This window comes from Quisquiliibacterium transsilvanicum (assembly GCF_014202215.1).
GTDB lineage: Bacteria > Pseudomonadota > Gammaproteobacteria > Burkholderiales > Burkholderiaceae_E > Quisquiliibacterium > Quisquiliibacterium transsilvanicum.
The window spans coordinates 623480-643881 of record NZ_JACHGB010000001.1 but is presented as its reverse complement, the minus strand read 5'-3'; the positions used below and the strand labels follow the sequence as shown (position 1 = coordinate 643881).

Genomic DNA, 20402 nt, shown 5'->3' with positions numbered 1-20402 from the left:
ATGGCTGAACGTTACGACGTCATCGTCATCGGCGCGGGCCCGGCCGGCTACATCGCCGCCATCCGCGCGGCGCAACTCGGCTTCAAGGTCGCCTGCGTGGAGAAGTGGAAGACTCCCGGCGGCGAGCTCGCCCTGGGAGGCACCTGCCTGAACGTGGGCTGCATCCCCTCGAAGGCGCTGCTCGCGTCCTCCGAGCAGTTCGAGAACGCGGCGCACCATCTCGGCGAGCACGGCATCTCTGCCAGCGGCGTGTCGGTGAACGTGCCCAAGATGCTGGCCCGCAAGGACCGCATCGTCCACAAGATGACCAAGGGCATCGAGTTCCTGTTCCGCAAGAACAAGATCGCCTGGCTCAAGGGCCACGGCCGCTTCGCCGGGGCTGCCGACGGGTTCTGGAAGATCGAGGTGGACGGCGATGGCGGGGTGGACGTCAACGAGGCGAAGAACGTCATCGTTGCCACCGGCTCCAAGGCGCGGCACCTGCCGGGTATCGAGGTCGACAACCGTCTGATCTGCGACAACGAGGGCGCGCTTGCCTTCGAATCCGTGCCCGAGCGCCTCGGCGTGATCGGCGCGGGCGTGATCGGACTGGAGCTCGGTTCGGTGTGGCGCCGGCTCGGCTCTCAGGTCACGGTGCTCGAGGCGATGCCGACCTTCCTTGCCGCCTGCGACGATGCGGTTGCAAAGGAGTGCTGGAAGATCTTCACCAGACAGGGTCTTGATATCCGCATGGGGGCCAAGCTCGGCGAGGTGAAGGCCGGCAGCAAGGGCGTCTCGGTGGCCTGGACCGACGACCAGGGCGGCGCGCAGACCCTCGAGGTGGACCGGCTGATCGTGTCGGTCGGACGGGTTCCCAACACCGACGGGCTGGGGCTCGACACCGTGGGGCTGCAGCCGGATGCGCGCGGCTTCATCGAAGTCGACGACCAGTGCCGCACGAAGCAGCCAGGCATCTTCGCGATCGGCGACGTGGTGCGCGGGCCGATGCTCGCGCACAAGGGCGAGGACGAGGGCGTGATGGTGGCCGAACTGATCGCCGGACAGAAACCGCACATCGACTACAACTGCATCCCCTGGGTGGTCTACACCTCGCCCGAGATCGCCTGGGTCGGCCGCACCGAGCAGCAGCTGAAGGCCGACGGCGTGGCCTACAAGACCGGGCAGTTTCCGTTCGCGGCCAACGGCCGGGCGCTCGGGATGGCGCTGGAGGAAGGCTTCGTGAAGGTGCTGGCCGACGCGAAGACCGACGAGATCCTCGGCGTCCACATCGTCTCCTCCAACGCCTCGGACCTGATCGCCGAGGCGGCAGTGGCGATGGAGTTCCGCGCCTCGGCCGAGGACATCGGCAGGATCTGCCATCCGCATCCGTCGCTGTCGGAGGTGATCCGCGAGGCCGCGCTCGCCGCCAGCGACAAGCGCGCCCTGAACATGTAGGGCGCGTCTTGAAGGTCACCGAGGCATATCGACAGGCGCTGGCGGATCGCGGGCACACGGCGGACGACGCCCAGCTCGCGGCCATCGGCCGCCTGCAGCAGATGTACGACGAGCTCGTCGCGTTCAAGGCGCGGCGTTCCAATCGCCTGAAGAAGCTGATCAACCGGCCGGAGGTGCCGCGCGGCGTCTGGATGCACGGCGGAGTGGGGCGCGGCAAGAGCTTTCTGATGGACTGCTTCTACGATGCGGTCCCGGTGGTGCGCAAGACGCGGCTGCACTTCCACGAGTTCATGCGCGGCGTGCACCGCGAGCTGGACACGCTCAAGGGGGTGGCCAATCCGCTGGACGAGGTGGCCCGGCGGCTCGCCCGCCGCTACCGCCTCGTCTGCTTCGACGAGTTCCACGTCTCCGACATCGCCGACGCGATGATCCTCGAGCGGCTGCTGCGCGGCCTGTTCGAGCACGGCGTGACCTTCGTGATGACCTCGAACTACGAGCCCGATCGGCTCTACCCGGACGGCCTGCACCGGGACCGGATCCTGCCGGCGATCGCGCTGCTCAAGTCCAGTCTCGACGTGCTCAGCGTGGATGCCGGCATCGACTACCGCCGGCGCACCATGGAGCAGGTGCGCGCCTACCTGACACCGCCAGGGCCGGACACGGACCGTGAGCTGCGCGATGCGTTCGCTTCGCTGGCCGGCGCGCACGACGAAGATCCGGCGCTGTCGATCGAGAACCGGGAGATCCGCGCGCTGCGACGCTCGGGCGGCGTGGTGTGGTTCGACTTCCGCACGCTGTGCGGCGGCCCGCGCTCGCAGAACGACTATCTGGAGATTGCGCAGCGCTTCCACACCGTGATCCTGTCAGGGGTGCCGAGAATGAGCGCGGCAATGGCCTCGGAGGCGCGGCGCTTCGTCTGGCTGGTCGACGTCTTCTACGACCAGCGGGTGAAGCTGCTGATCTCGGCGGAATGCCCGCCCGAGGAGCTCTACACCGCAGGCGCGATGGCCGGCGAATTCCATCGCACCGTCAGCCGGATCGTCGAGATGCAGTCGCGCGAATATCTCGATGCGCCGCGCCGGGAGTCCGCGGCGGACCCTGCCTGAGCGGCGCTCCGCGCGGCGCGCATCTGACGTTGCGTGGCGGCGGCGCCCGCGGACTTGGACGGCGGGCATCCGGCGGTCTATCATTCCGAGCTGACGCAGCGGCCTGCCTGCAGCGGGTTCTCCCGGGAGCTTTCACTCGACCATGACGGATAAGGAATCGATCAAGCGGCGCATCGCCGAGCTCCAGCTCGAGCATCGCGGGCTCGACGCCATGATCGACGCCATCGGACAGCAGACCCGGTTCGACGAGCTCCAGCTGCGTCGCCTCAAGAAGCGCAAGCTCCAGATCAAGGACTCGATCATGCTGCTGCAGATGCAGCTGGTGCCGGACGTCCAGGCCTGACGCGCTCCCCGGTCCCTTGAGCGGAATTCCAGACGCGGCCGACGGTCTCGCCGGCGCAGTCGCCAACGCGCTGGGCGCGCAGGGCCCGCTTGCCCGCGAGCACGCGGGCTACGTGGTGCGCGACGGGCAGCTGGGCCTCGCCGATGCGGTGGCGCAGGCGATCGACGCGCGTTCCGCGCTGGTGGCCGAGGCTGGCACCGGCACCGGCAAGACCTTCTCCTACCTGGTGCCCGCGCTGCTGTCGGGCGCCAGGGTGCTGATCTCCACCGGCACCCGCAACCTGCAGGACCAGCTCTTCCATCGCGACCTGCCGGAGCTTGCCCGCCTGCTCGACGTGCGCGTCGACACTGCGCTGCTCAAGGGGCGCGCGAACTACGTCTGCTGGCATCACCTGCAGCGCAACCTCTCCGAGGGCCGCTTCGCGCGCCGCGAGGACATCGCCGATCTGCACCGGATCCAGCGTTTCGCGGTGGTCAGCCAGTCCGGCGATCGATCGGACTTCCCCGGGGTTGCCGAGGAGGCGCCGGCCTGGACGATGGCCACTTCGACCCGCGAGAACTGCCTGGGCCAGGATTGCCCCGAGCTGGCGCGCTGCTTCGTTTTCAAGGCGCGCCAGGCGGCGCAGCGCGCCGAGGTGGTCGTGGTCAACCATCATCTGTTTTGCGCCGACCTCGCGCTGCGCGACGAGGGCGTGGCCGACCTGCTGCCGACTGCCGACGCGCTGATCTTCGACGAGGCCCACCAGCTGCCCGCCGTGGCCACCGCCTTCTTCGGCATGTCGGTGTCGACCCGGCGGATCCTGGACTTCGCGCGCGACCTGCTGCGCGCCGGGCTCGCGGAGGCGCGTGACGGCGCCGACTGGACTGCCCTGTCGCGCGGCATCGAGCAGGCGCTGCGCGAACTGCGGCTGCACGCGGGCACGGTCGGCCGGATGGAAGGGCGGGAAGCGCTCGGCCACGCGCCCTTCGTCCAGGCGATCGACGGCTGTTCGCGCGCGATCGCTGCCGCGGGTGCTGCGCTGGAGCGGGCCGCGGAACGCGGCAAGGAGGTCCAGCGCTGCGCGCTGCGCGCCACCGAACTGTGCTCGCAGCTGCAGGCCTGGCTCGATGCGGCGGCCGGCGCCGTGACTGCCGACGCCGCGAACGCCGCGAACGCTGAGGCCGCAACTGCCGGCGCTGCGAGTCCCGACCCAGTCCCGGACGCCCCGGCCGTCGATGGGCAGCCCGCCGCCGCCGGGGGCACGATCGAGGGCCCCACGGTGACCTGGGTCGAGGTCCATGGCGCCAGCGTGACGCTGCACGCCACGCCGCTGTCGGTGGCGCCGGTGTTCCGCAGGCATCTGTCCGCTCGGCCGCGGGCCTGGGTCTTCCTGTCGGCGACGCTGGCGGTGGGCGGCGCGTTCGGCCACTTCGTCTCGGCCATGGGGCTGGAAGAGGCGCGGCAGCTGGTGTGGGAGAGTCCCTTCGACTACGCGAACCAGGCACTGCTGTACGTCCCCCAGGGGATCGGGCTGCCCGCCGGTGCGGACTTCGCAGCCCGCGTGGCGTCGGCGATCCGTCCGCTGCTGGCCGCCAACGGCGGACGCGCCTTCGTGCTGTGCACCACGCTGCGCATGGTGGACCAGCTCGCCGGGCTGCTGGACACAGCGCAGTCGTCCGACGGCAGTGCGCTCGAACTCCTGGTGCAGGGCCGCGCATCGCGCGCCGAGCTGCTCGATCGCTTCCGCGTCGCACGAGCGCCGGTGCTGATCGGCAGCGCGAGCTTCTGGGAGGGGGTGGACGTCCCCGGCCGCCAGCTGTCCCTGGTGATCATCGACAAGCTCCCGTTCGCGCCCCCGGACGATCCTGTGCTGCGCGCGCGGATCGACGCTGCACGCCGTGCGGGCGCCGATCCGTTCCGGACGCTGCAGCTGCCCGCGGCGGCGATGGCGCTGAAGCAGGGGGCGGGACGGCTGATCCGCTCGGAGGAGGACCGGGGCGTGCTGGTGGTCTGCGACGCGCGGCTTGCGGAGAAGTCCTACGGGAGGACGCTGCTGCGCAGTCTCCCGCCGTTCAGGCGCACGCGCGCGCCAGACGAGGTGCTCGGCTTCATCGAGGGGATCGACCTGGCTGAGGCGCCGACGGTCGTTCCCGGTTGAGGCTTCCGCAGGGTCCGGCGCTCAGCGCCAGATCTGCCACCAGCGCTTGTCGCTTCCAGGTCCCTTGCCGGTCAGCCAGGCGCTGTTCGGGAAGTTGCGCTGCATGATGCGGCGCGTGTCGTCGCGCAGATCGGCAAGCCCGAGCTTGTCCTGCGAGGTCATCAGGATGTAGAGGGCTTCCTCGATCGCGGGAGCCTGCGGGTAGCTGCGCACCGCGGCCTGGGCGCGGTTGGCCGCCGCCACGTATGCGCCGCGCTCGAAGTAGTAGCGCGCGACATGGACTTCGCCGCTGGCCATGGCGTTGACCAGGTACTTCATCCGAGCTTCCGAGTCCGCCGCGTAGCGGCTGGTCGGGAAGCGGGTGACCACTTCCTTGAACGCGTCGAAGGCATCGCGCGCAGCCTTCAGGTCGCGCTCGGAGAGGTCCTGGCCGCCCAGCCGCGCGATCCAGCCCTGCTGCTCGTTGAAGTTGATCAGCCCGCGCAGGTAGTAGACGTAGTCGAGCGATGCGTGGTCGGGGTGGAGCTTGAGGAAGCGGTCGGTGGCCGCCAGCGCCAGCGCGCGGTCGCCCTGGCGGTAGTGCGAGTAGGCGGTGTCGATCTGCGCCTGCTGGGCCCAGCGGCCGAAGGGATAGCGCGCCTCGACCTTCTCGAGCGTCTTGATCGCAGCGTCCCAGCGCCCGCCCTCCATGTCGTCGCGGGCGTCTTCATATAATCTTTCCGGCGTCCAGCCCAGCGTGGGATCCGGCGGCTCGGCCGTGCTGCACCCCGCCACCACCAGCGCCGCGATCGCCGCGGCGATCATCCTCCAGAACCACGACCCACTCTTCATCGCATGCACCGCCTGTCGCCCCCGTCGACGACCGCCGCCGCCAGCGGCCGCGGACCGGCCATCGAGAGCCGTTCTTGAAACCGACCGATTATATCGAAGGGTCCGCCGATGACTGGCGGACCGCTGACGCGCCCGAGCCCGAAGCCGGGGGAGGCGAGGATCTGCCCGTGCACGCTTTCGCGGCGCGCGACGGCGCGGGCGAGCGGGTCGACCGCCACCTGGCGCGGGTGCTCCCGGCGGTCTTCCCCGGGGTCTCGCGTACCAGGATCCAGCAATGGATCGCACTGGGCGCCGTCTGGTGCGAGGAGCGTGCGCTCACTGCCAAGACCCGCCTGCTCGGGCATGAGCGCCTGCTGGTGCAGCCGCTGCCGCGCGAGGCGGACCGCGCCTTCGAGCCTGATCCGGTGCCGCTGACCTTCGTCGACGAGGACGAGCACCTGCTGGTGATCGACAAGCCCGCCGGTCTCGTGATGCACCCGGCCGCAGGGAACTGGCGCGGCACGCTGCTCAATGGCTTGCTGCATCATCGGCCAGCCCTCGCCGCGCTGCCGCGGGCGGGAATCGTCCATCGGCTCGACAAGGACACCAGCGGACTGCTGGTGGTCGCGAAATCGGAGCTCGCGCTGGCCTCTTTCTCCGCCCAGCTCGCGGACCGCTCGATGTCGCGGCGCTACTTCGCCTTCGTCAAGGGCGTGCCCGCAGCGCAGGCCCAGGTCGATGCGCCGATCGGCAGGGACCCGCAGACCCGCGTCAGGATGGCCGTGGTCGAACCGCCCGCAGGGCGGCCTGCCCGCACCCACGTGCAGCGGATCGGCAGCTTCCAGGTCGAGGGGCAGCAGGCGTCGCTGGTCGAGTGCCGGCTCGAGACCGGCCGCACCCATCAGATCCGGGTACACCTGCGCCATCTCGGTCATCCGCTGCTTGGCGACGCGGTCTACGGCGGGCCGGCGATCGGCATCGGGCGGCAGGCGCTGCACGCCTGGCGGCTGGGGCTGGATCATCCGGCCGGCCGCGGGCGGGTGCGCTGGACCAGCGTTCCGCCGGACGACATGCGCGCGCTTGCCGCGCTGGCAGGCATCGATTTCGGGATCCTCTGCAATGAGCTCGACCAACGCATCGCGGCCGGCTGATCCGGCGCCCGCCCATCTGCTGCTGCCCGACTGGCCGGCGCCGCCCGGCGTGCACGGCTTCGTCACGCTGCGCAGCGGCGGCGTCAGCCGCGACGGCTGGGGCCGGGCGGGCGGACTTCCCGGCGGCTGGAACCTTGGCGGGCACTGCGGCGACGACCCGGGTGACGTGGCCCGCAATCGTGCGCTCCTGCGGCAGCGGCTGCCCGGGGAGCCGCGCTGGCTCGACCAGGTGCATGGCACGACGGTGCTCGATGCGGATGCGCCGGCGCCTGGCGCGCAGCGCGTGCCGCAGGCGGACGCCGCCGTGACCGCGCGGCCCGGCACGGTGCTGGCGGTGCTGACCGCAGACTGCCTGCCGGTCCTGCTGTGCAACGTGAGCGGCAGCGTGGCCGGCGTCGCGCATGCGGGCTGGCGCGGGCTCGCGCACGGGGTGCTGGAGCGTACCGTCGAGGCGCTCGCGCGCCGCAGCGGGGATCGCCGCTGGATCGCGTGGCTCGGGCCGGCGATCGGGCCCTGCTGCTTCGAGGTGGGCGACGAGGTGCGCCAGGTCTTCGTCGCGCAGGACGCGGCCGCGGCGCAAGCGTTCGCTGCGGGCGCCAGGCCGGGCAAGTGGCAGGCGGACCTCTACGCGCTTGCGCGCATTTGGCTGGCTGGCTGCGGCGTGCAGTCGGTGCATGGCGGCGGCGCATGCACCGCGTGCGACTCCGGGCGCTTCTATTCCTATCGCCGCGACCGCGTCACCGGGCGCATGGCCTCAGTCGCCTGGCTTGGCTGAGTCCCGGGGCCGGCGCGGCGCATCGTCGGGCTGCGCCGGCGGCGCATCCTCGGGCTCCTCGGGCTCCTCGGGCTCCTCGGGCTCCTCGGGCTCCTCGTGCGCTGCGGCTGCGGGCGCATCGGCGGCCGCCGGTTCCTGCAGTGCCTGACGGCGCCGGCGCGCAGGCGTCCCGACCAGCCAGAGCAGCAGCGCGAGCGGGCCGAGCCCGGTTGCGAGGAAGGTGACCACACCGCGGAACACCGTCGGCTGCATGACGGACACCATCAGCGTGACGTAGATCCAGGCGATTGCGACGATGTACACGTGCGGGTTCCAGGTGTGCTGAATTCTTGAGTGTTACAGCCGGGTTTCGAGGGCATTCGCGGATTTGACAAATCCGGTCTGCGGGGCACAATGAATTCACAAGATCCGGCGGCTCGAGCTGTTGGCTCCATCGATTCGCAGGCAGAAGTGTAGGGGACAGGGATGGCAACGGCGAACGGCAGGAAACCGCCCCGGAGCCCGGCGGCAGGCCAGACGGCTGCGGCGCGGGCGGACGACAGCAAGCGTGTGGCGGCACCGGACGCCAAGCCCGCGGCGAAGGCGCGCGGCAAGGCGGGCGCGAAAGCGGTGCCGCACGCGAAGGCCGGCGCAGCGCAGCCTGCGGCGCGCAGGCAGTCGGCCGCGGCTCCGCGTGCCGGGCGCGGGTCCGCACAGGTCGGTGCCGATCCGGTCGGCGCCAGGGGCAGCGCGCAAGGCGCTGGTGCAGCCAGGGCCGGCGCCGCGGATGCCCCGGCAGCGAAGGCGGGCGCAGCCCGCGCCAGTGCGGAACGCCCGCACGCAGGAGGCTCCGGCGCAAGAGGCTCGGGCGCAAGAGGCTCGGGCGCAGCGGGCTCGACCCCTTTCGGCGACGGCGCTTCGGCCGCGTTCGGCAGTCTGCTGGGCCAGATGCCCAAGCTTGCCATCCCGCCGGAGCGGCTCGCGGCACTGCAGCAGGAATACGTCGAGCGCTGGCAGGAACTGCTGCAGACTGCCGGCGGCCAGGCTGCCCCGCGCCTTGCCGACAAGCGCTTCTCCCACGAGAGCTGGCGCGAGAACAATCCCTTCGCCTGGACCGCGGCGCTGTACCTTCTCAATGCCGATTTCATGCGCAAGCTGGCCGAGGCCATGGAGGGCGATGCGCGCGGCCGCGACCGCGTTCGTTTCGCCGTCCAGCAGTGGGTCGACATGTTGTCGCCGGCCAACTTCCTGGCGACCAACCCGGAGGCGCAGCGCAAGCTCGTCGAAACCCGCGGCGAGAGCCTCAAGGCCGGACTGCAGAACCTGCTCGGGGACATCGGGAAGGGGCGCATTTCGCAGACCGACGAGAACGCCTTCGAGGTCGGCCGCAACGTGGCCACCACTCCGGGCTCGGTGGTCTTCCAGAACGAACTGATCCAGCTGATCCAGTACGAGCCCACCACGCCCACCGTCGGCACCCGTCCGCTGCTGATGGTGCCGCCCAGCGTCAACAAGTTCTACATCATGGACCTGCAGCCCGACAACTCGCTGGTCGCTCACGCGATCTCGAACGGGCACACCGTCTTCATGCTGTCCTGGCGCAACGTCGGTCCCGAGCAGGGGCAGCTCGGCTGGGACGACTACATCGAGTCCGGCATCTTCGAGGCGATCCGCGTGGTCCGCGAGATCACCGGCGCCGATTCGATCAACACGCTGGGTTTCTGCGTCGGCGGCACCATCCTCGCCACCGCGCTGGCGGCGCTCGCGCGCCGCGGCGAGAGGCCGGTCGCCTCGATGACACTGATGACCACGCTGCTCGATTTCGCCGAGCCTGGCGTGCTGGGAGTGTTCGTCGACGAGTCCGCGGTTGCAATGAAGGAAAAGGCCATCGCGGCAGGCGGCATCCTCCCCGGCAGCGAGCTCGCCACCACCTTCTCGTTCCTGCGGCCCAACGACCTGGTCTGGAACTATTACGTCAACAACTACCTGAAGGGCGAGCAGCCGCCCGCCTTCGATCTGCTCTACTGGAACTCCGACAGCACCAACCTGCCGGGGCCGATGTTCTGCTGGTTCCTGCGCCACATGTACCTGCAGAACGAGCTGCGCATCCCGGACCGGCTGGTCTGCGCGGGCGAGCCCATCGATCTGCGGCGCATCGAGCTGCCAAGCTTCGTGTTCGGCGCGCGCGAGGACCACATCGTGCCCTGGGTTGCGGCCTACGGCGGTGCGCGCCTTCTGGCCGGCAACGTGCGCTTCGTGCTCGGCGCCAGCGGCCACATCGCGGGGGCCATCAATCCCGCCAGCAAGAACAAGCGCAGCTACTGGCTCGGACCCTCGCCCCAGCTCGAACCGGATGACTGGCTTGCGCAGGCAGAGGAGAAGCCCGGCAGCTGGTGGAACGAATGGACCCGCTGGCTGGGGGCCTATCAGGGTCCGCTGAAGCCGGCGCCCAGGGCCGTGGGCTCGCCCGATCACCCGCCGATCGAGCCTGCCCCCGGCAGTTACGTGAAGACCAAGGCGCCCTGAGGGCGCGCGACCAAGCCCCGCTGGGGGGTACAAGAACTTCAATGGAGACAAGCATGTCAAAGAAAAAAGTTGCATACGTGACGGGCGGAATGGGCGGGATCGGTACCGCGATCTGCCGGAGATTCCATGACATGGGCTACACCGTGATCGCCGGATGCGGCCCGACGCGCGACTTCGACAAGTGGCTGGGCGAGCAGAAGGCGGACGGCTACAACTTCATCGCTTCGGTGGGCAACGTCGCCGACTGGGAGTCCACCAGGCAGGCATTCGACAAGGTGAAGGCCGAGCATGGCACGGTCGACATCCTGGTCAACAACGCCGGCATCACTCGCGACGGCACCTTCCGCCGAATGAGCCTCGACGACTGGAATGCCGTCATCAGCACCAACCTGAACTCGCTCTTCAACGTCACCAAGCAGGTCATCGACGGGATGCTCGACCAGGGCTGGGGCCGGATCATCAACATCTCGTCGGTCAACGGCGAGAAGGGCCAGTTCGGGCAGACCAACTACTCGGCGGCCAAGGCCGGCATGCACGGGTTCACGATGGCGCTCGCGCAGGAAGTGGCGAACAAGGCCGTGACCGTGAACACGGTGTCTCCGGGTTACATCGGTACCGACATGGTGATGGCGGTGCGCGAGGACGTGCGCGAGAAGATCATCCAGACCATCCCGGTCAAGCGCCTGGGCAAGGCCGAGGAGATCGGCTCCATTGTCGGCTGGCTCACCACCGAAGACGCCGGTTTCACGACCGGCGCGGACTTCTCCTGCAACGGCGGCCTGCACATGGGCTAGGGGTTGGAGCAGCCGCGCGGGCGCGAGGCGCCCGCCGCGCCTGCCCGGCAGTGCGATGCGTTCTTTTCCCCTATTCCTGGAGCACCCGCAGATGGCGAGCAACATCCGGCTGATCAAGAAGTACCCCAACCGCCGGCTCTACGACACGCGGACCAGCGCCTACATCACGCTGGCCGACGTCAAGCAGTTGGTGCTCGAGAGCGAGGAGTTCCAGGTTCTCGACGCGAAATCCGGCGACGACCTCACCCGCAGCATCCTGCTGCAGATCATCCTGGAAGAAGAGGCCGGCGGCGCGCCGCTGTTCACCTCGCCGATGCTGTCGCAGATCATCCGCTTCTACGGCCACGCCATGCAGGGGATGATGGGCTCCTACCTCGAGAAGACCATGCAGGCCTTCGTCGAGATCCAGGACCGGATGCAGGACCAGTCCAAGGCCTTCTACGACAACAAGGGCCTGCCCAGCCCCGAGTTGTGGGCGCAGTTCATGGCGGTGCAGACCCCCATGATCCAGACGATGATGGGGAACTACATCGAGCAGAGCAAGAATCTGTTCGTGCAGATGCAGGACCAGATGCAGCAGCAGGCCCGCACAGTGTTCCAGTCATTCCCGTTCCCGGCGCCGGGCGCCGACGACGAGCGCCGCAAGTAGTCGGGCCGGTCGGCCCACGGCGGCGGGCAGGTTTCGGGCCCGGCTGCTAGAATCCGCCGCGCCATGAGCCAAGCCGAAACCCCCCGCCCGTCCCGTCCCCGCAAGCCGAAGGCCGCTCCCCAGCGGCCGCCGACGGTGGGGTTTGTCTCCCTCGGCTGCCCGAAGGCGCTGGTCGACTCCGAGCGCATCCTCACGCAACTGCGCGCCGAGGGCTACGAGGTTTCCGGCACCTACGAGAACTCCGACCTCGTCGTCGTCAACACCTGCGGATTCATCGACGAGGCGGTCGCCGAGTCGCTGGATGCGATCGGCGAGGCACTGGCCGAGAATGGCAAGGTGATCGTCACCGGCTGTCTTGGTGCGCGCAGCGCTGCTGGCGGCGGCAACCTGATCGAGCAGGTGCATCCGAAAGTGCTCGCGGTCACCGGTCCCCACGCGGCCGCGGAGGTCATGGAGCACGTGCACAGGCACCTGCCCAGGCCGCACGATCCCTTCACTTCGCTGGTGCCCGAGGCCGGCGTCAAGCTCACTCCCAGGCACTACGCCTACCTGAAGATTTCCGAGGGCTGCAACCACCGTTGCAGCTTCTGCATCATCCCGGCGATGCGCGGCGACCTGGTGAGCCGGCCGATCGGCGAAGTGGTCCGCGAGGCCGAGGCGCTGGTGAAGGTCGGCGTGCGCGAGCTGCTGGTGATCTCGCAGGACACCAGCGCCTATGGCGTCGATCTCCGGTACGCGGAGGGCACGGTGCGCGGCCGCCCGGTGCGCACGCGGATGACCGAGCTGGTGCAGGAGCTCTCGCAGCTCGGCGCCTGGGTTCGGCTGCACTACGTCTACCCCTATCCGCATGTCGACGAGGTGCTGCCGCTGATGGCCGAGGGCAAGGTGCTGCCCTACCTGGACGTTCCCTTCCAGCATGCGCATCCGCGCATCCTGAAGCTGATGAAGCGCCCGGCCTCCGGCGAGCGCAACATCGAGCGCATCCGCGCTTGGCGCGACATCTGCCCCGACCTGACCATCCGCAGCACCTTCATCGCCGGCTTTCCCGGCGAGACCGAGGAGGAGTTCCAGTACCTGCTGGACTTCCTCGAGGAAGCCCAGCTCGACCGGGTCGGCTGCTTTGCGTATTCGCCGGTGGAGGGCGCCGCCGCCAATGCGCTGCCCGGTGCCGTGCCTGACGAGGTGCGCGAAGAGCGCCGCGCGCGCTTCATGGAGGTCCAGGCGCGGATCAGCACCCGGCGCCTGGAGCGGTTTGTGGGGCGGACGATGCGCGTGCTGGTCGACGGCTTCGAGCAGACCGACGATGGCGTCGTCGCCGTCGGGCGTACCGCGATGGATGCGCCGGAGATCGACGGCGTGGTGCGCTTCACCGGCAGCGGCAAGCTCGGCGCCGGACAGTTCGTCGACGTCGAAATTACTGCGAGCGATGCGCACGACCTGAGCGGGCGGATGGCGGGCTGAGCCCTGGCGGGGCCTGCGCAATAAGCAAAGAACCGGCCCGGCAATGCTTGCGCGGCCGCCTCTGCATGTCATCCTTGCGGGCTCATTCCCCAGGAGCTCCCGATGAAGCTGGAAACCCTCGCGGTGCACGCGGGCTACACGCCCGAGCCGACCACCAAGTCCGTGGCCGTGCCCATCTACCAGACCACTTCCTACGCGTTCGATTCCGCGCAGCACGGCGCCGACCTCTTCGACCTGAAGGTGGCCGGCAACATCTACACGCGGATCATGAACCCGACCACCGACGTGCTCGAGAAGCGCGTCGCGGCGATGGAGGGCGGCATTGGCGGCCTGGCGCTGGCCTCAGGGCAGTCGGCGATCACCTACGCGATCCAGACCATCGCGGAGGCCGGCGACAACATCGTCTCGGCCACGCGGCTCTACGGCGGCACCTACAACCTGTTCGCCCATACCCTGCCGCAGTTCGGCATCACCACCCGCTTCGCCAACGGCGACGACCCGGCCTCGTTCGCTGCGCTGATCGACGAGCGCACCAAGGCGGTGTTCGTGGAAAGCGTCGGCAATCCGTCGGCGTCGGTGGCCGACATCGCCGCGATCGCGAAGGTCGCGCATGCGCACGGAGTGCCGCTGATCGTCGACAACACGGTGCCGTCGCCCTACCTGCTGCGTCCGATCGAGCACGGCGCCGACATCGTCGTGCACTCGCTGACCAAGTACATCGGCGGCCACGGCAACTCGATCGGTGGGCTGATCGTCGACTCGGGCAAGTTCCCGTGGGGCGAGCACAAGGCCAGGTTCCGCCGCCTGAACGAGCCGGATCCCTCCTACCACGGCGTCAACTACGTCGAGGCGCTGGGTGCAGCCGCATACATCGCGCGCGCGCGTCGTGCCGCTGCGCAACACCGGGGCCGCGCTGTCGCCGTTCAACGCCTTCCTGATCCTGCAGGGGCTGGAGACGCTGCCGCTGCGCATGGACCGGATCTCGGCCAACGCGCTGGCGGTGGCGCAGCACCTGGAGAAGCATCCGGCGGTGAGCTGGGTGGTCTATCCGGGCCTGGCCTCGAGCCCGCAGCGCGAGCTTGCGCAGCGCTACCTGCCCAAGGGTGCCTCGGGCGTGCTCTCCTTCGGGGTAAAGGCCGGTCGCGCCGGCGGCGAGCGCTTCCTGGACGCGCTGCAGCTGGTGCTGCGACTGGTCAACATCGGCGATACGCGTTCGCTTGCGACGCATCCTGGGAGCACGACGCACCGGCAGCTGTCGCCCGATGAGCTTGCGAAGGCGGGGGTGACGCCGGAGCTGGTGCGCCTGTCGATCGGGATCGAGCACGTGGACGACATCCTGGCGGACGTCGATCAGGCGCTGGCGAAGGCTGCGGGCTGATCTGGTCTGCTCCGCTCCGCTCGGTGGGTCGAGTGGAACGGGCCCGCGGGCGCTGTCATGCGGAGGCCGTGCCGGCGCGGGCTTCGCTGCGGGCCTTGGCGACCATCAGGGCGCAGGCCACCAGGGTGGCGGAGGCGAGCATCGACGGGGCGAGGAAGCTCCCGGTGCGTTCGGCGAGCCAGCCGCCCAGGCCGGGGCCCACGATCTGGCCGAGGCCGAAGGCGGCGGTCATGCGGCCCAGGGTGGGGCCGCTCTCGCCGCGGGCGAGCAGGCGGCCGGTGCTCAGGCCGACGGCGGTGATCGCCATGAAGGTGCCGCCCAGCAGCACTGCGCCCAGCATCACCATCGGCAGGCTGCCGCCGGCCACTGCGGCCATCACGCCGATGGCTTCGAGCAGGAAGGCTGCGATCATCGCGCGGTAGGGGTCGATCCGCTGTGCGATCTTCATCCAGACGTAGTTGGAAGGCGCGCCGGCCAGGCCCACGCACATCCAGACCGCCATCTCCCAGGCGCGCCATTCAGGGGTGCCGCGCACGATCACCACGATGAAGGTGGCGGTGATCACGTAGCCGAAGCCGAGCAGTCCGTAGGCGGTGGTGAGCCAGGCGAGTGCGCGACGCTCGTTGGGCGCCGGCAGGCCCGCCATTCCGGGGGTCGCGGCGGCCGCAGGGGCTGCAGCGGCCGCGGCGGCCGCGTCCGCTGGCGCTGCCGCTGCGACCGGCCGCGGGTGCTGCAGCGGCGGGTCGCGCAGCAGGGTGGCGGGAAGGGCGAGCAGTGCGGCCAGCCCGCCGAGCGCCAGCCACATCGTGGCGGCGCTCGCGTCCGCGCGCGACATCGCTTCCACCATCAGCGCGGTGATCGTGATGCCGATGCCGACGCCAGCGGCGAGCAGGCTGAACAGCATCGGCTTGCCGGCGCGCGCCAGCGCATCGAGCGCGATCGCCGAGCCGTGGATCATGATGTAGGCGGAGGCGGCGCCCGCCAGGATCCGGATCGAACCGAGCGCCCATGGGGATTCGGCCGGCGCCATGGCGATGGTGGTGGCCACGCTGGCGGCCAGCGCGCAGAGGAACCAGAAGCTGCGATGCTCGCGCGCCACGCGAATCGCCAGCAGCGCGCCCAGCAGGTAGCCGAGGAAATTGGCCGACGCGACGTAGCCTGCGGCCGCGAGGCTGAGCTCCAGTTCGCGCTGCATCGCCGGCAGCAGCGGCGTGTAGGCGAAGCGGCCGATGCCCATGCCGGCGGCCAGCGCGCAGCCGCCGGCCAGGGCGAGGGCGACCGGGCGGGTCATCGACCCAGGGGACGCAGGACGGCGGCCGTGCTGGCGGGTCGCCCGGCAATCGCCGGTCCGCGCGCCCGCGACCGGGTGCGCGTCGGGCTCACCACCCCGGCGCGTCCGAGAACAGCCGCACCACCGCGTCGAGCCCGCAGTGGTTGAGCGCGTACGTGGTCTGCGCGCGCACCACGGGCTTGGCCCGGTAGGCCACCGACACGCCGGCCACGCCCATCATCTCGAGGTCGTTGGCGCCGTCGCCCAGCACCACGGCCTGCGCGGGGCTGCAGCCGATCGCGCGGCAGGCCTCGAGCACCGCCTCACGCTTGCCCGCGGCGTCGACGATCTCGCCGAGCACGCGTCCGGTGAGCCGGCCGTCCACCACCTCCAGCGTGTTCGAGCGGGCGAAGTCGAGCCCGAGGCGATCGCGCAGGCGGTCGGTGAAGAAGGTGAAGCCGCCGGAAACCAGCAGCAGTTTCAGCCCCGCCGACCTGGCGGCGTCGAGCAGCGCCGGCGCGCCGGGCGTCAGCTCCAGGCGTTCGTCGTAGACCCGCTGCAGCGCCGACTCCTCCAGCCCCTCCAGCAGCGCCACGCGGCGCCGCAGGCTCTCCTTGAAGTCCTTGATCTCGCCGCGCATCGCTGCCTCGGTGATCGCGGCCACCTCGGGCTTCCTGCCGATGAAGTCGGCGATCTCGTCGATGCACTCGATGGTGATCAGCGTCGAATCCATGTCGAAGGCCATCAGGCGGAAGTCCGCCAGGCGCTGACCGGCCGGCACCAGCCCGGCGTCGACACCATGGGCCTCGCCGAGCGCGCGCACCGCCTCGCGGTCGAGTCCGACCCCGCTCCAGCGGGCGAAGCCGTCGGCGCGGCGCGCGGCCGGCGCGGCAAGCTGCGCGCCGAGGGCCTGCACGGTGGCGTCGGAGAGTTCTGGGTGCTGGACGACGAGATTCATGAGAGGGCCTTGAACACCTCGCGGATGCGCTGCATGCGCGAGGCGAGGTCGGTGGAGTTCACGGTGAGGCGCAGGCGGTCCGGGCCGGCGAGCCTGGCGTCGCGCCGGCTCTGGATGAAGCGGATGATCTTCTCGGGCTCGATCGGCGGCTTGGGCACGAACTGGATCGCGATCGCCTCGCCGGAAGCGTCGATGCGCGAAATGCCCAGCGGCTTCGACAGGATGCGCAGCCGGTGCGTATCCACCAGTGCGCGGGCGGCTTCGGGCAGCTTGCCGAAGCGGTCGACGAGTTCCTCCTGCATCGTGTCCAGCGCGTCGACGGTGTCGCAGTTGGCCAGCCGCTTGTAGAGCGTGAGGCGCTCGTGCACGTCGGCGCAGTAGTCGGTCGGCAGCAGCGCCGGCATGTGCAGGTTGATCTCGGTGGTCGCGGCCAGCGGCGCGGAGAGGTCCGGCTCGTGGCCCGCCTTCAGCGCGCGCACCGCCTCGTTGAGCATCTCGTTGTAGAGCGCGAAGCCCACTTCCTGCATGTCGCCGGATTGCGAGTCGCCGAGCACCTCGCCCGCACCGCGGATCTCGAGGTCGTGCATCGCCAGGTAGAAGCCGGAGCCGAGCTCCTCCATCGACTGGATGGCCTCCAGCCGCTTGGTCGCGTCCTTGGTGATCGCGCCCTCGTCGGGGATGAGCAGGTAGGCGTAGGCCTGGTGGTGCGAGCGGCCGACCCGGCCGCGCAGCTGGTGCAGCTGCGCCAGACCGAAGCGGTCGGCGCGGTGCATCACGATGGTGTTGGCGCTGGGCACGTCGATGCCGGTTTCGATGATGGTCGTGCACAGCAGCACGTTGTAGCGCTGCTGGTGGAAGTCGCGCATCACCCGCTCCAGCTCGCGCTCGGGCATCTGGCCGTGCGCCACGCCGATGCGCGCCTCGGGCACCAGCTTCTCGAGCATCTGGCGGCGGTTGCCGATGGTGTCGACCTCGTTGTGCAGGAAGTAGCACTGGCCGCCGCGCTTGAGCTCGCGCAGCAGCGCCTCGCGGATCGTGCCGTCGCTCTCCTTGCGCACGAAGGTCTTGATCGCCAGCCGGCGCTGCGGCGCGGTGGCGATCACCGAGAAGTCGCGGATCGACTCCAGGCTCATCGCCAGCGTGCGCGGGATCGGCGTGGCAGTGAGCGTGAGCACGTCGACCTCGGCACGCAGGCTCTTGAGCGCCTCCTTCTGGCGCACTCCGAAGCGGTGCTCCTCGTCGATGATGACCAGACCCAGCCGCGGGAACTTGACGTCGCCCGACAGCAGCTTGTGGGTGCCGATGACGATGTCGATCTGGCCTGCGTTGATGCCCTCGATCGCCGCCTTCACCTCCTTGCCGGAGCGGAAGCGCGACAGCTCGGCCAGCCGCACCGGCCAGCCGCCGAAGCGGTCGCTGAAGGTCTGGAAGTGCTGCTCGGCCAGCAGCGTGGTGGGCGCGAGGACCGCCACCTGCTGGCCGTCGGCGATCGCGACGAAGGCCGCGCGCAGTGCGACCTCGGTCTTGCCGAAGCCGACGTCGCCGCACACCAGCCGGTCCATCGGGCGGCCGGACACCATGTCCTGGACCACCGCATGGATCGCCGCGAGCTGGTCGGGGGTCTCCTCGAAGCCGAAGCCTTCGGCGAAGGCCTCGTAGTCGTGGGTCTTGAACTGGAAGCCGTGTCCCTGCCGCGCCGCGCGGCGCGCGTAGATGTTGAGCAGCTCGGCGGCGGTGTCGCGCGCCTGCTGGGCGGCGCGCCGACGCGCCTTCTCCCACTGGCCCGAACCCAGCGTGTGCAGCGGCGCCTCGTCGGGGCTGGCGCCGCTGTAGCGGCCGATCACGTGCAGCTGCGAGACCGGCACGTAGAGCGTGGCCTTGTTCGCGTAGATCAGGTGCAGGAACTCGGTGGGCCCGTCGCCGAGGTCCATCGTGACCAGGCCCTCGTAGCGGCCGATGCCGTGCTGCGCGTGGACCACGGGGTCGCCCACCTTGAGCTCGGAGAGATCGCGGATGATCGCGTCGACGTTGGTCTGCGCCTCGCGCCGGCCGCGCGCGCCGCGCCGGGCAACGCCGGCGAAGAGCTCCGCCTCGGTCGCCACCGCGATGCCTGCTTCCGGCAGCGCGAAGCCCTCGTGCAGCGGCCCGATGCCGATCGCGATCTCGTGTCCGCCGTCGACGAAGCCCGCCCAGTCGTCGACCTGCGGGAGCTGGCCCGCGCCGCCGTCGAGCAGCCGGTGCTCCTCGAAGAGCTGGACCAGCGTCTCGCGCCGGCCCGCCGACTCCGCCAGGATCAGCTTGCGCAGCGGAGGCTGCGCAAGCCACTGCTCGAGGAGGGCCAGCGGCTGCTCGGCCCGGCGGTTCACCGCCAGCGATGGCAGGAACTGGCCCAGGCGCGTGCGCCCGGCGGCAGGCTCGCTGGCTGCGGGAGCGGGGGTGGCGGCCTGCGCCTCGGCCACCCGCGTTTCAACTGCCAGCGTATCGGCCGCCAGGGCCTCGGCCGCCAGCGGCGAGGCCATCGACCAGCGCCCGAAGCGGGCGGCCTCGACGAAGAAGCGCTCCGAGTCGAGGAAGAGCTCGTCGGGGCGCAGCAGAGGCCGCTCGCGGTCATGCGCCAGGAAGCGGTGGCGCTGGACGGCCTCCTCGCCGAAGCGGCGCGCCGCGCCGTCGACGTCGCCATGGGTGAGCACCAGCGAGCCTGCGGGGAGATAGTCGAAGACGGTGGCGGTGGCTTCGAAGAACAGCGGCAGCCAGTACTCGATGCCGGCGCTGGCGATCCCGTTGCCGACGTCGCGGTAGACGCCGGCCTTGGACGGATCGCCCTCGAAGCGCTCTCGCCAGCGGCCGCGGAAGGCCGCGCGCGCCTGCTCGTCGAGCGGGAACTCGCGTCCGGGCAGCAGGCGCACCCGGTCGATCGGGAAGAGGCTGCGCTGGCTGTCCGGGTCGAAGGTGCGGATCGAATCGATCTCGTCACCGAACATATCCAGCCGGTAGGGCAGCGTTGCGCCCATCGGATAGAGGTCGATCAGGCCGCCGCGCACGCTGTACTCGCCGGGGCGCACCACCTGGGTGACGTGGTCGTAGCCGGCCACTGCGAGCTGGGTGCGCAGCGCCGCCTCGTCGAGCCGCTGCCCCTTGTCGAAGAAGAAGGTGTGCGAGGCCAGGAAGGACGGCGGAGCGAGCCGGTGCAGCGCGGTGGTGGCGGTGGCGACGACCACGTCGCAGCGGCCCTGCTGCAGCAGGAACAGGGTGTCCAGCCGCTCGGAGATCAGGTCCTGGTGCGGCGAGAAGTTGTCGTAGGGCAGCGTCTCCCAGTCGGGCAGCAGCCGGGCGGTGAGGCCGGGCGCGAAGAAGGCGATCTCGTCGGCCAGGCGCTGCGCGTCGGGTGCGCTGGCGGCGATGACGGCCAGCGCACGGGCGGGCTGCTGGGCAGGATCCGGCGGCGCTCCGGCGGGCGCCGTCGGCGCCGGCAGCCCGGCGCGCGCCAGGTGCGCGATCAGCAGGGCATCGGAGGATCCGGTGGCGCGCGGCAGCGTGTGGACCGCGCCGGGTTTCGGGGTCTTGATGTTCCGGGCGAGGACTTCAGCCAGCGGGGCGGGGCGGACCGGTGGGGCGACTGCGGAGGTCAATG

15 protein-coding genes and 1 pseudogene are annotated in these 20402 nt (G+C 70.2%); 11 read left to right on the top strand and 5 right to left on the bottom strand.

The window, feature by feature from the left end; genetic code table 11:
* From lpdA to yoaA, 4 genes are all read left to right on the top strand, one after another.
* Complete coding sequence (gene lpdA, locus HNQ70_RS02905) at positions 1-1434, top strand: dihydrolipoyl dehydrogenase (protein ID WP_183964040.1); 1434 nt, start codon at positions 1-3, stop codon at positions 1432-1434.
* 8 nt (positions 1435-1442) lie between these two features.
* Entirely contained in the window at positions 1443-2540 is a 1098-nt protein-coding gene (gene zapE / locus HNQ70_RS02900; RefSeq protein WP_183964038.1) for a cell division protein ZapE, read from the top strand.
* Positions 2541-2682: 142 nt separating this feature from the next.
* A complete protein-coding gene (locus HNQ70_RS02895) occupies positions 2683-2883 on the top strand; it encodes a YdcH family protein (RefSeq protein WP_183964036.1) in 201 nt (66 codons plus the stop codon).
* A 16-nt stretch (positions 2884-2899) separates the two neighbouring features.
* Positions 2900-5020: a DNA repair helicase YoaA gene (gene yoaA, locus HNQ70_RS02890; RefSeq protein ID WP_183964034.1), complete on the top strand. Its 2121-nt coding sequence runs from the start codon at positions 2900-2902 to the stop codon at positions 5018-5020.
* A gap of 21 nt (positions 5021-5041) precedes the next feature.
* On the opposite strand, the gene HNQ70_RS02885 is transcribed toward yoaA, so the two are convergent.
* Positions 5042-5851, bottom strand: a complete 810-nt coding sequence (locus tag HNQ70_RS02885) for an outer membrane protein assembly factor BamD (protein ID WP_183964032.1) — start codon at positions 5849-5851, stop codon at positions 5042-5044.
* A gap of 167 nt (positions 5852-6018) precedes the next feature.
* On the opposite strand from HNQ70_RS02885, the gene HNQ70_RS02880 reads away from it, so the two are divergent.
* Both HNQ70_RS02880 and pgeF read left to right on the top strand, forming a co-directional pair.
* The gene (locus tag HNQ70_RS02880; protein ID WP_183964030.1) at positions 6019-6981 is read left to right on the top strand and encodes an RluA family pseudouridine synthase; all 963 of its coding nucleotides are present in this window, start codon (positions 6019-6021) and stop codon (positions 6979-6981) included.
* Positions 6950-7756: a peptidoglycan editing factor PgeF gene (gene pgeF, locus HNQ70_RS02875; protein WP_183964028.1), complete on the top strand. Its 807-nt coding sequence runs from the start codon at positions 6950-6952 to the stop codon at positions 7754-7756. Before HNQ70_RS02880 ends, pgeF begins: the two co-directional genes overlap by 32 nt.
* Here pgeF and HNQ70_RS19880 read toward each other — a convergent pair.
* Entirely contained in the window at positions 7736-8059 is a 324-nt protein-coding gene (locus HNQ70_RS19880) for a hypothetical protein (RefSeq protein WP_221302632.1), read from the bottom strand. The genes pgeF and HNQ70_RS19880 overlap by 21 nt on opposite strands.
* A 624-nt stretch (positions 8060-8683) precedes the next feature.
* On the opposite strand from HNQ70_RS19880, the gene HNQ70_RS02865 reads away from it, so the two are divergent.
* The 5 genes and pseudogenes from HNQ70_RS02865 (at position 8684) to HNQ70_RS02845 (ending at position 14543) form a co-directional block, all read left to right on the top strand.
* Complete coding sequence (locus HNQ70_RS02865; RefSeq protein ID WP_246434560.1) at positions 8684-10261, top strand: PHA/PHB synthase family protein; 1578 nt, start codon at positions 8684-8686, stop codon at positions 10259-10261.
* Between the two features lie 53 nt (positions 10262-10314).
* Complete coding sequence (phbB, locus tag HNQ70_RS02860; RefSeq protein ID WP_183964024.1) at positions 10315-11055, top strand: acetoacetyl-CoA reductase; 741 nt, start codon at positions 10315-10317, stop codon at positions 11053-11055.
* A 91-nt stretch (positions 11056-11146) separates the two neighbouring features.
* Positions 11147-11704 (top strand): polyhydroxyalkanoate synthesis repressor PhaR, encoded by a 558-nt coding sequence (gene phaR, locus HNQ70_RS02855; protein WP_183964022.1) that lies wholly within the window; start codon positions 11147-11149, stop codon positions 11702-11704.
* A 63-nt stretch (positions 11705-11767) separates the two neighbouring features.
* Positions 11768-13165: a 30S ribosomal protein S12 methylthiotransferase RimO gene (rimO, locus tag HNQ70_RS02850; protein ID WP_183964020.1), complete on the top strand. Its 1398-nt coding sequence runs from the start codon at positions 11768-11770 to the stop codon at positions 13163-13165.
* A 102-nt stretch (positions 13166-13267) separates the two neighbouring features.
* Positions 13268-14543, top strand: a pseudogene (locus HNQ70_RS02845) (O-acetylhomoserine aminocarboxypropyltransferase/cysteine synthase family protein).
* A gap of 55 nt (positions 14544-14598) precedes the next feature.
* Here the strand turns inward: HNQ70_RS02845 and HNQ70_RS02840 are convergent.
* The 3 genes from HNQ70_RS02840 to mfd all read right to left on the bottom strand — a co-directional run bounded on the left by HNQ70_RS02840 (position 14599) and on the right by mfd (position 20361).
* Complete coding sequence (locus tag HNQ70_RS02840) at positions 14599-15834, bottom strand: YbfB/YjiJ family MFS transporter (protein ID WP_183964019.1); 1236 nt, start codon at positions 15832-15834, stop codon at positions 14599-14601.
* Between the two features lie 88 nt (positions 15835-15922).
* Positions 15923-16771 carry a phosphoserine phosphatase SerB gene (gene serB / locus HNQ70_RS02835; RefSeq protein ID WP_183964017.1) on the bottom strand — a complete coding sequence of 283 codons (849 nt, stop codon included), beginning with the start codon at positions 16769-16771 and terminating at the stop codon, positions 15923-15925.
* Positions 16768-20361 carry a transcription-repair coupling factor gene (gene mfd, locus HNQ70_RS02830; protein ID WP_183964308.1) on the bottom strand — a complete coding sequence of 1198 codons (3594 nt, stop codon included), beginning with the start codon at positions 20359-20361 and terminating at the stop codon, positions 16768-16770. The genes serB and mfd overlap by 4 nt, the downstream gene beginning before the upstream one ends.
* Positions 20362-20402: the final 41 nt, after the last annotated feature.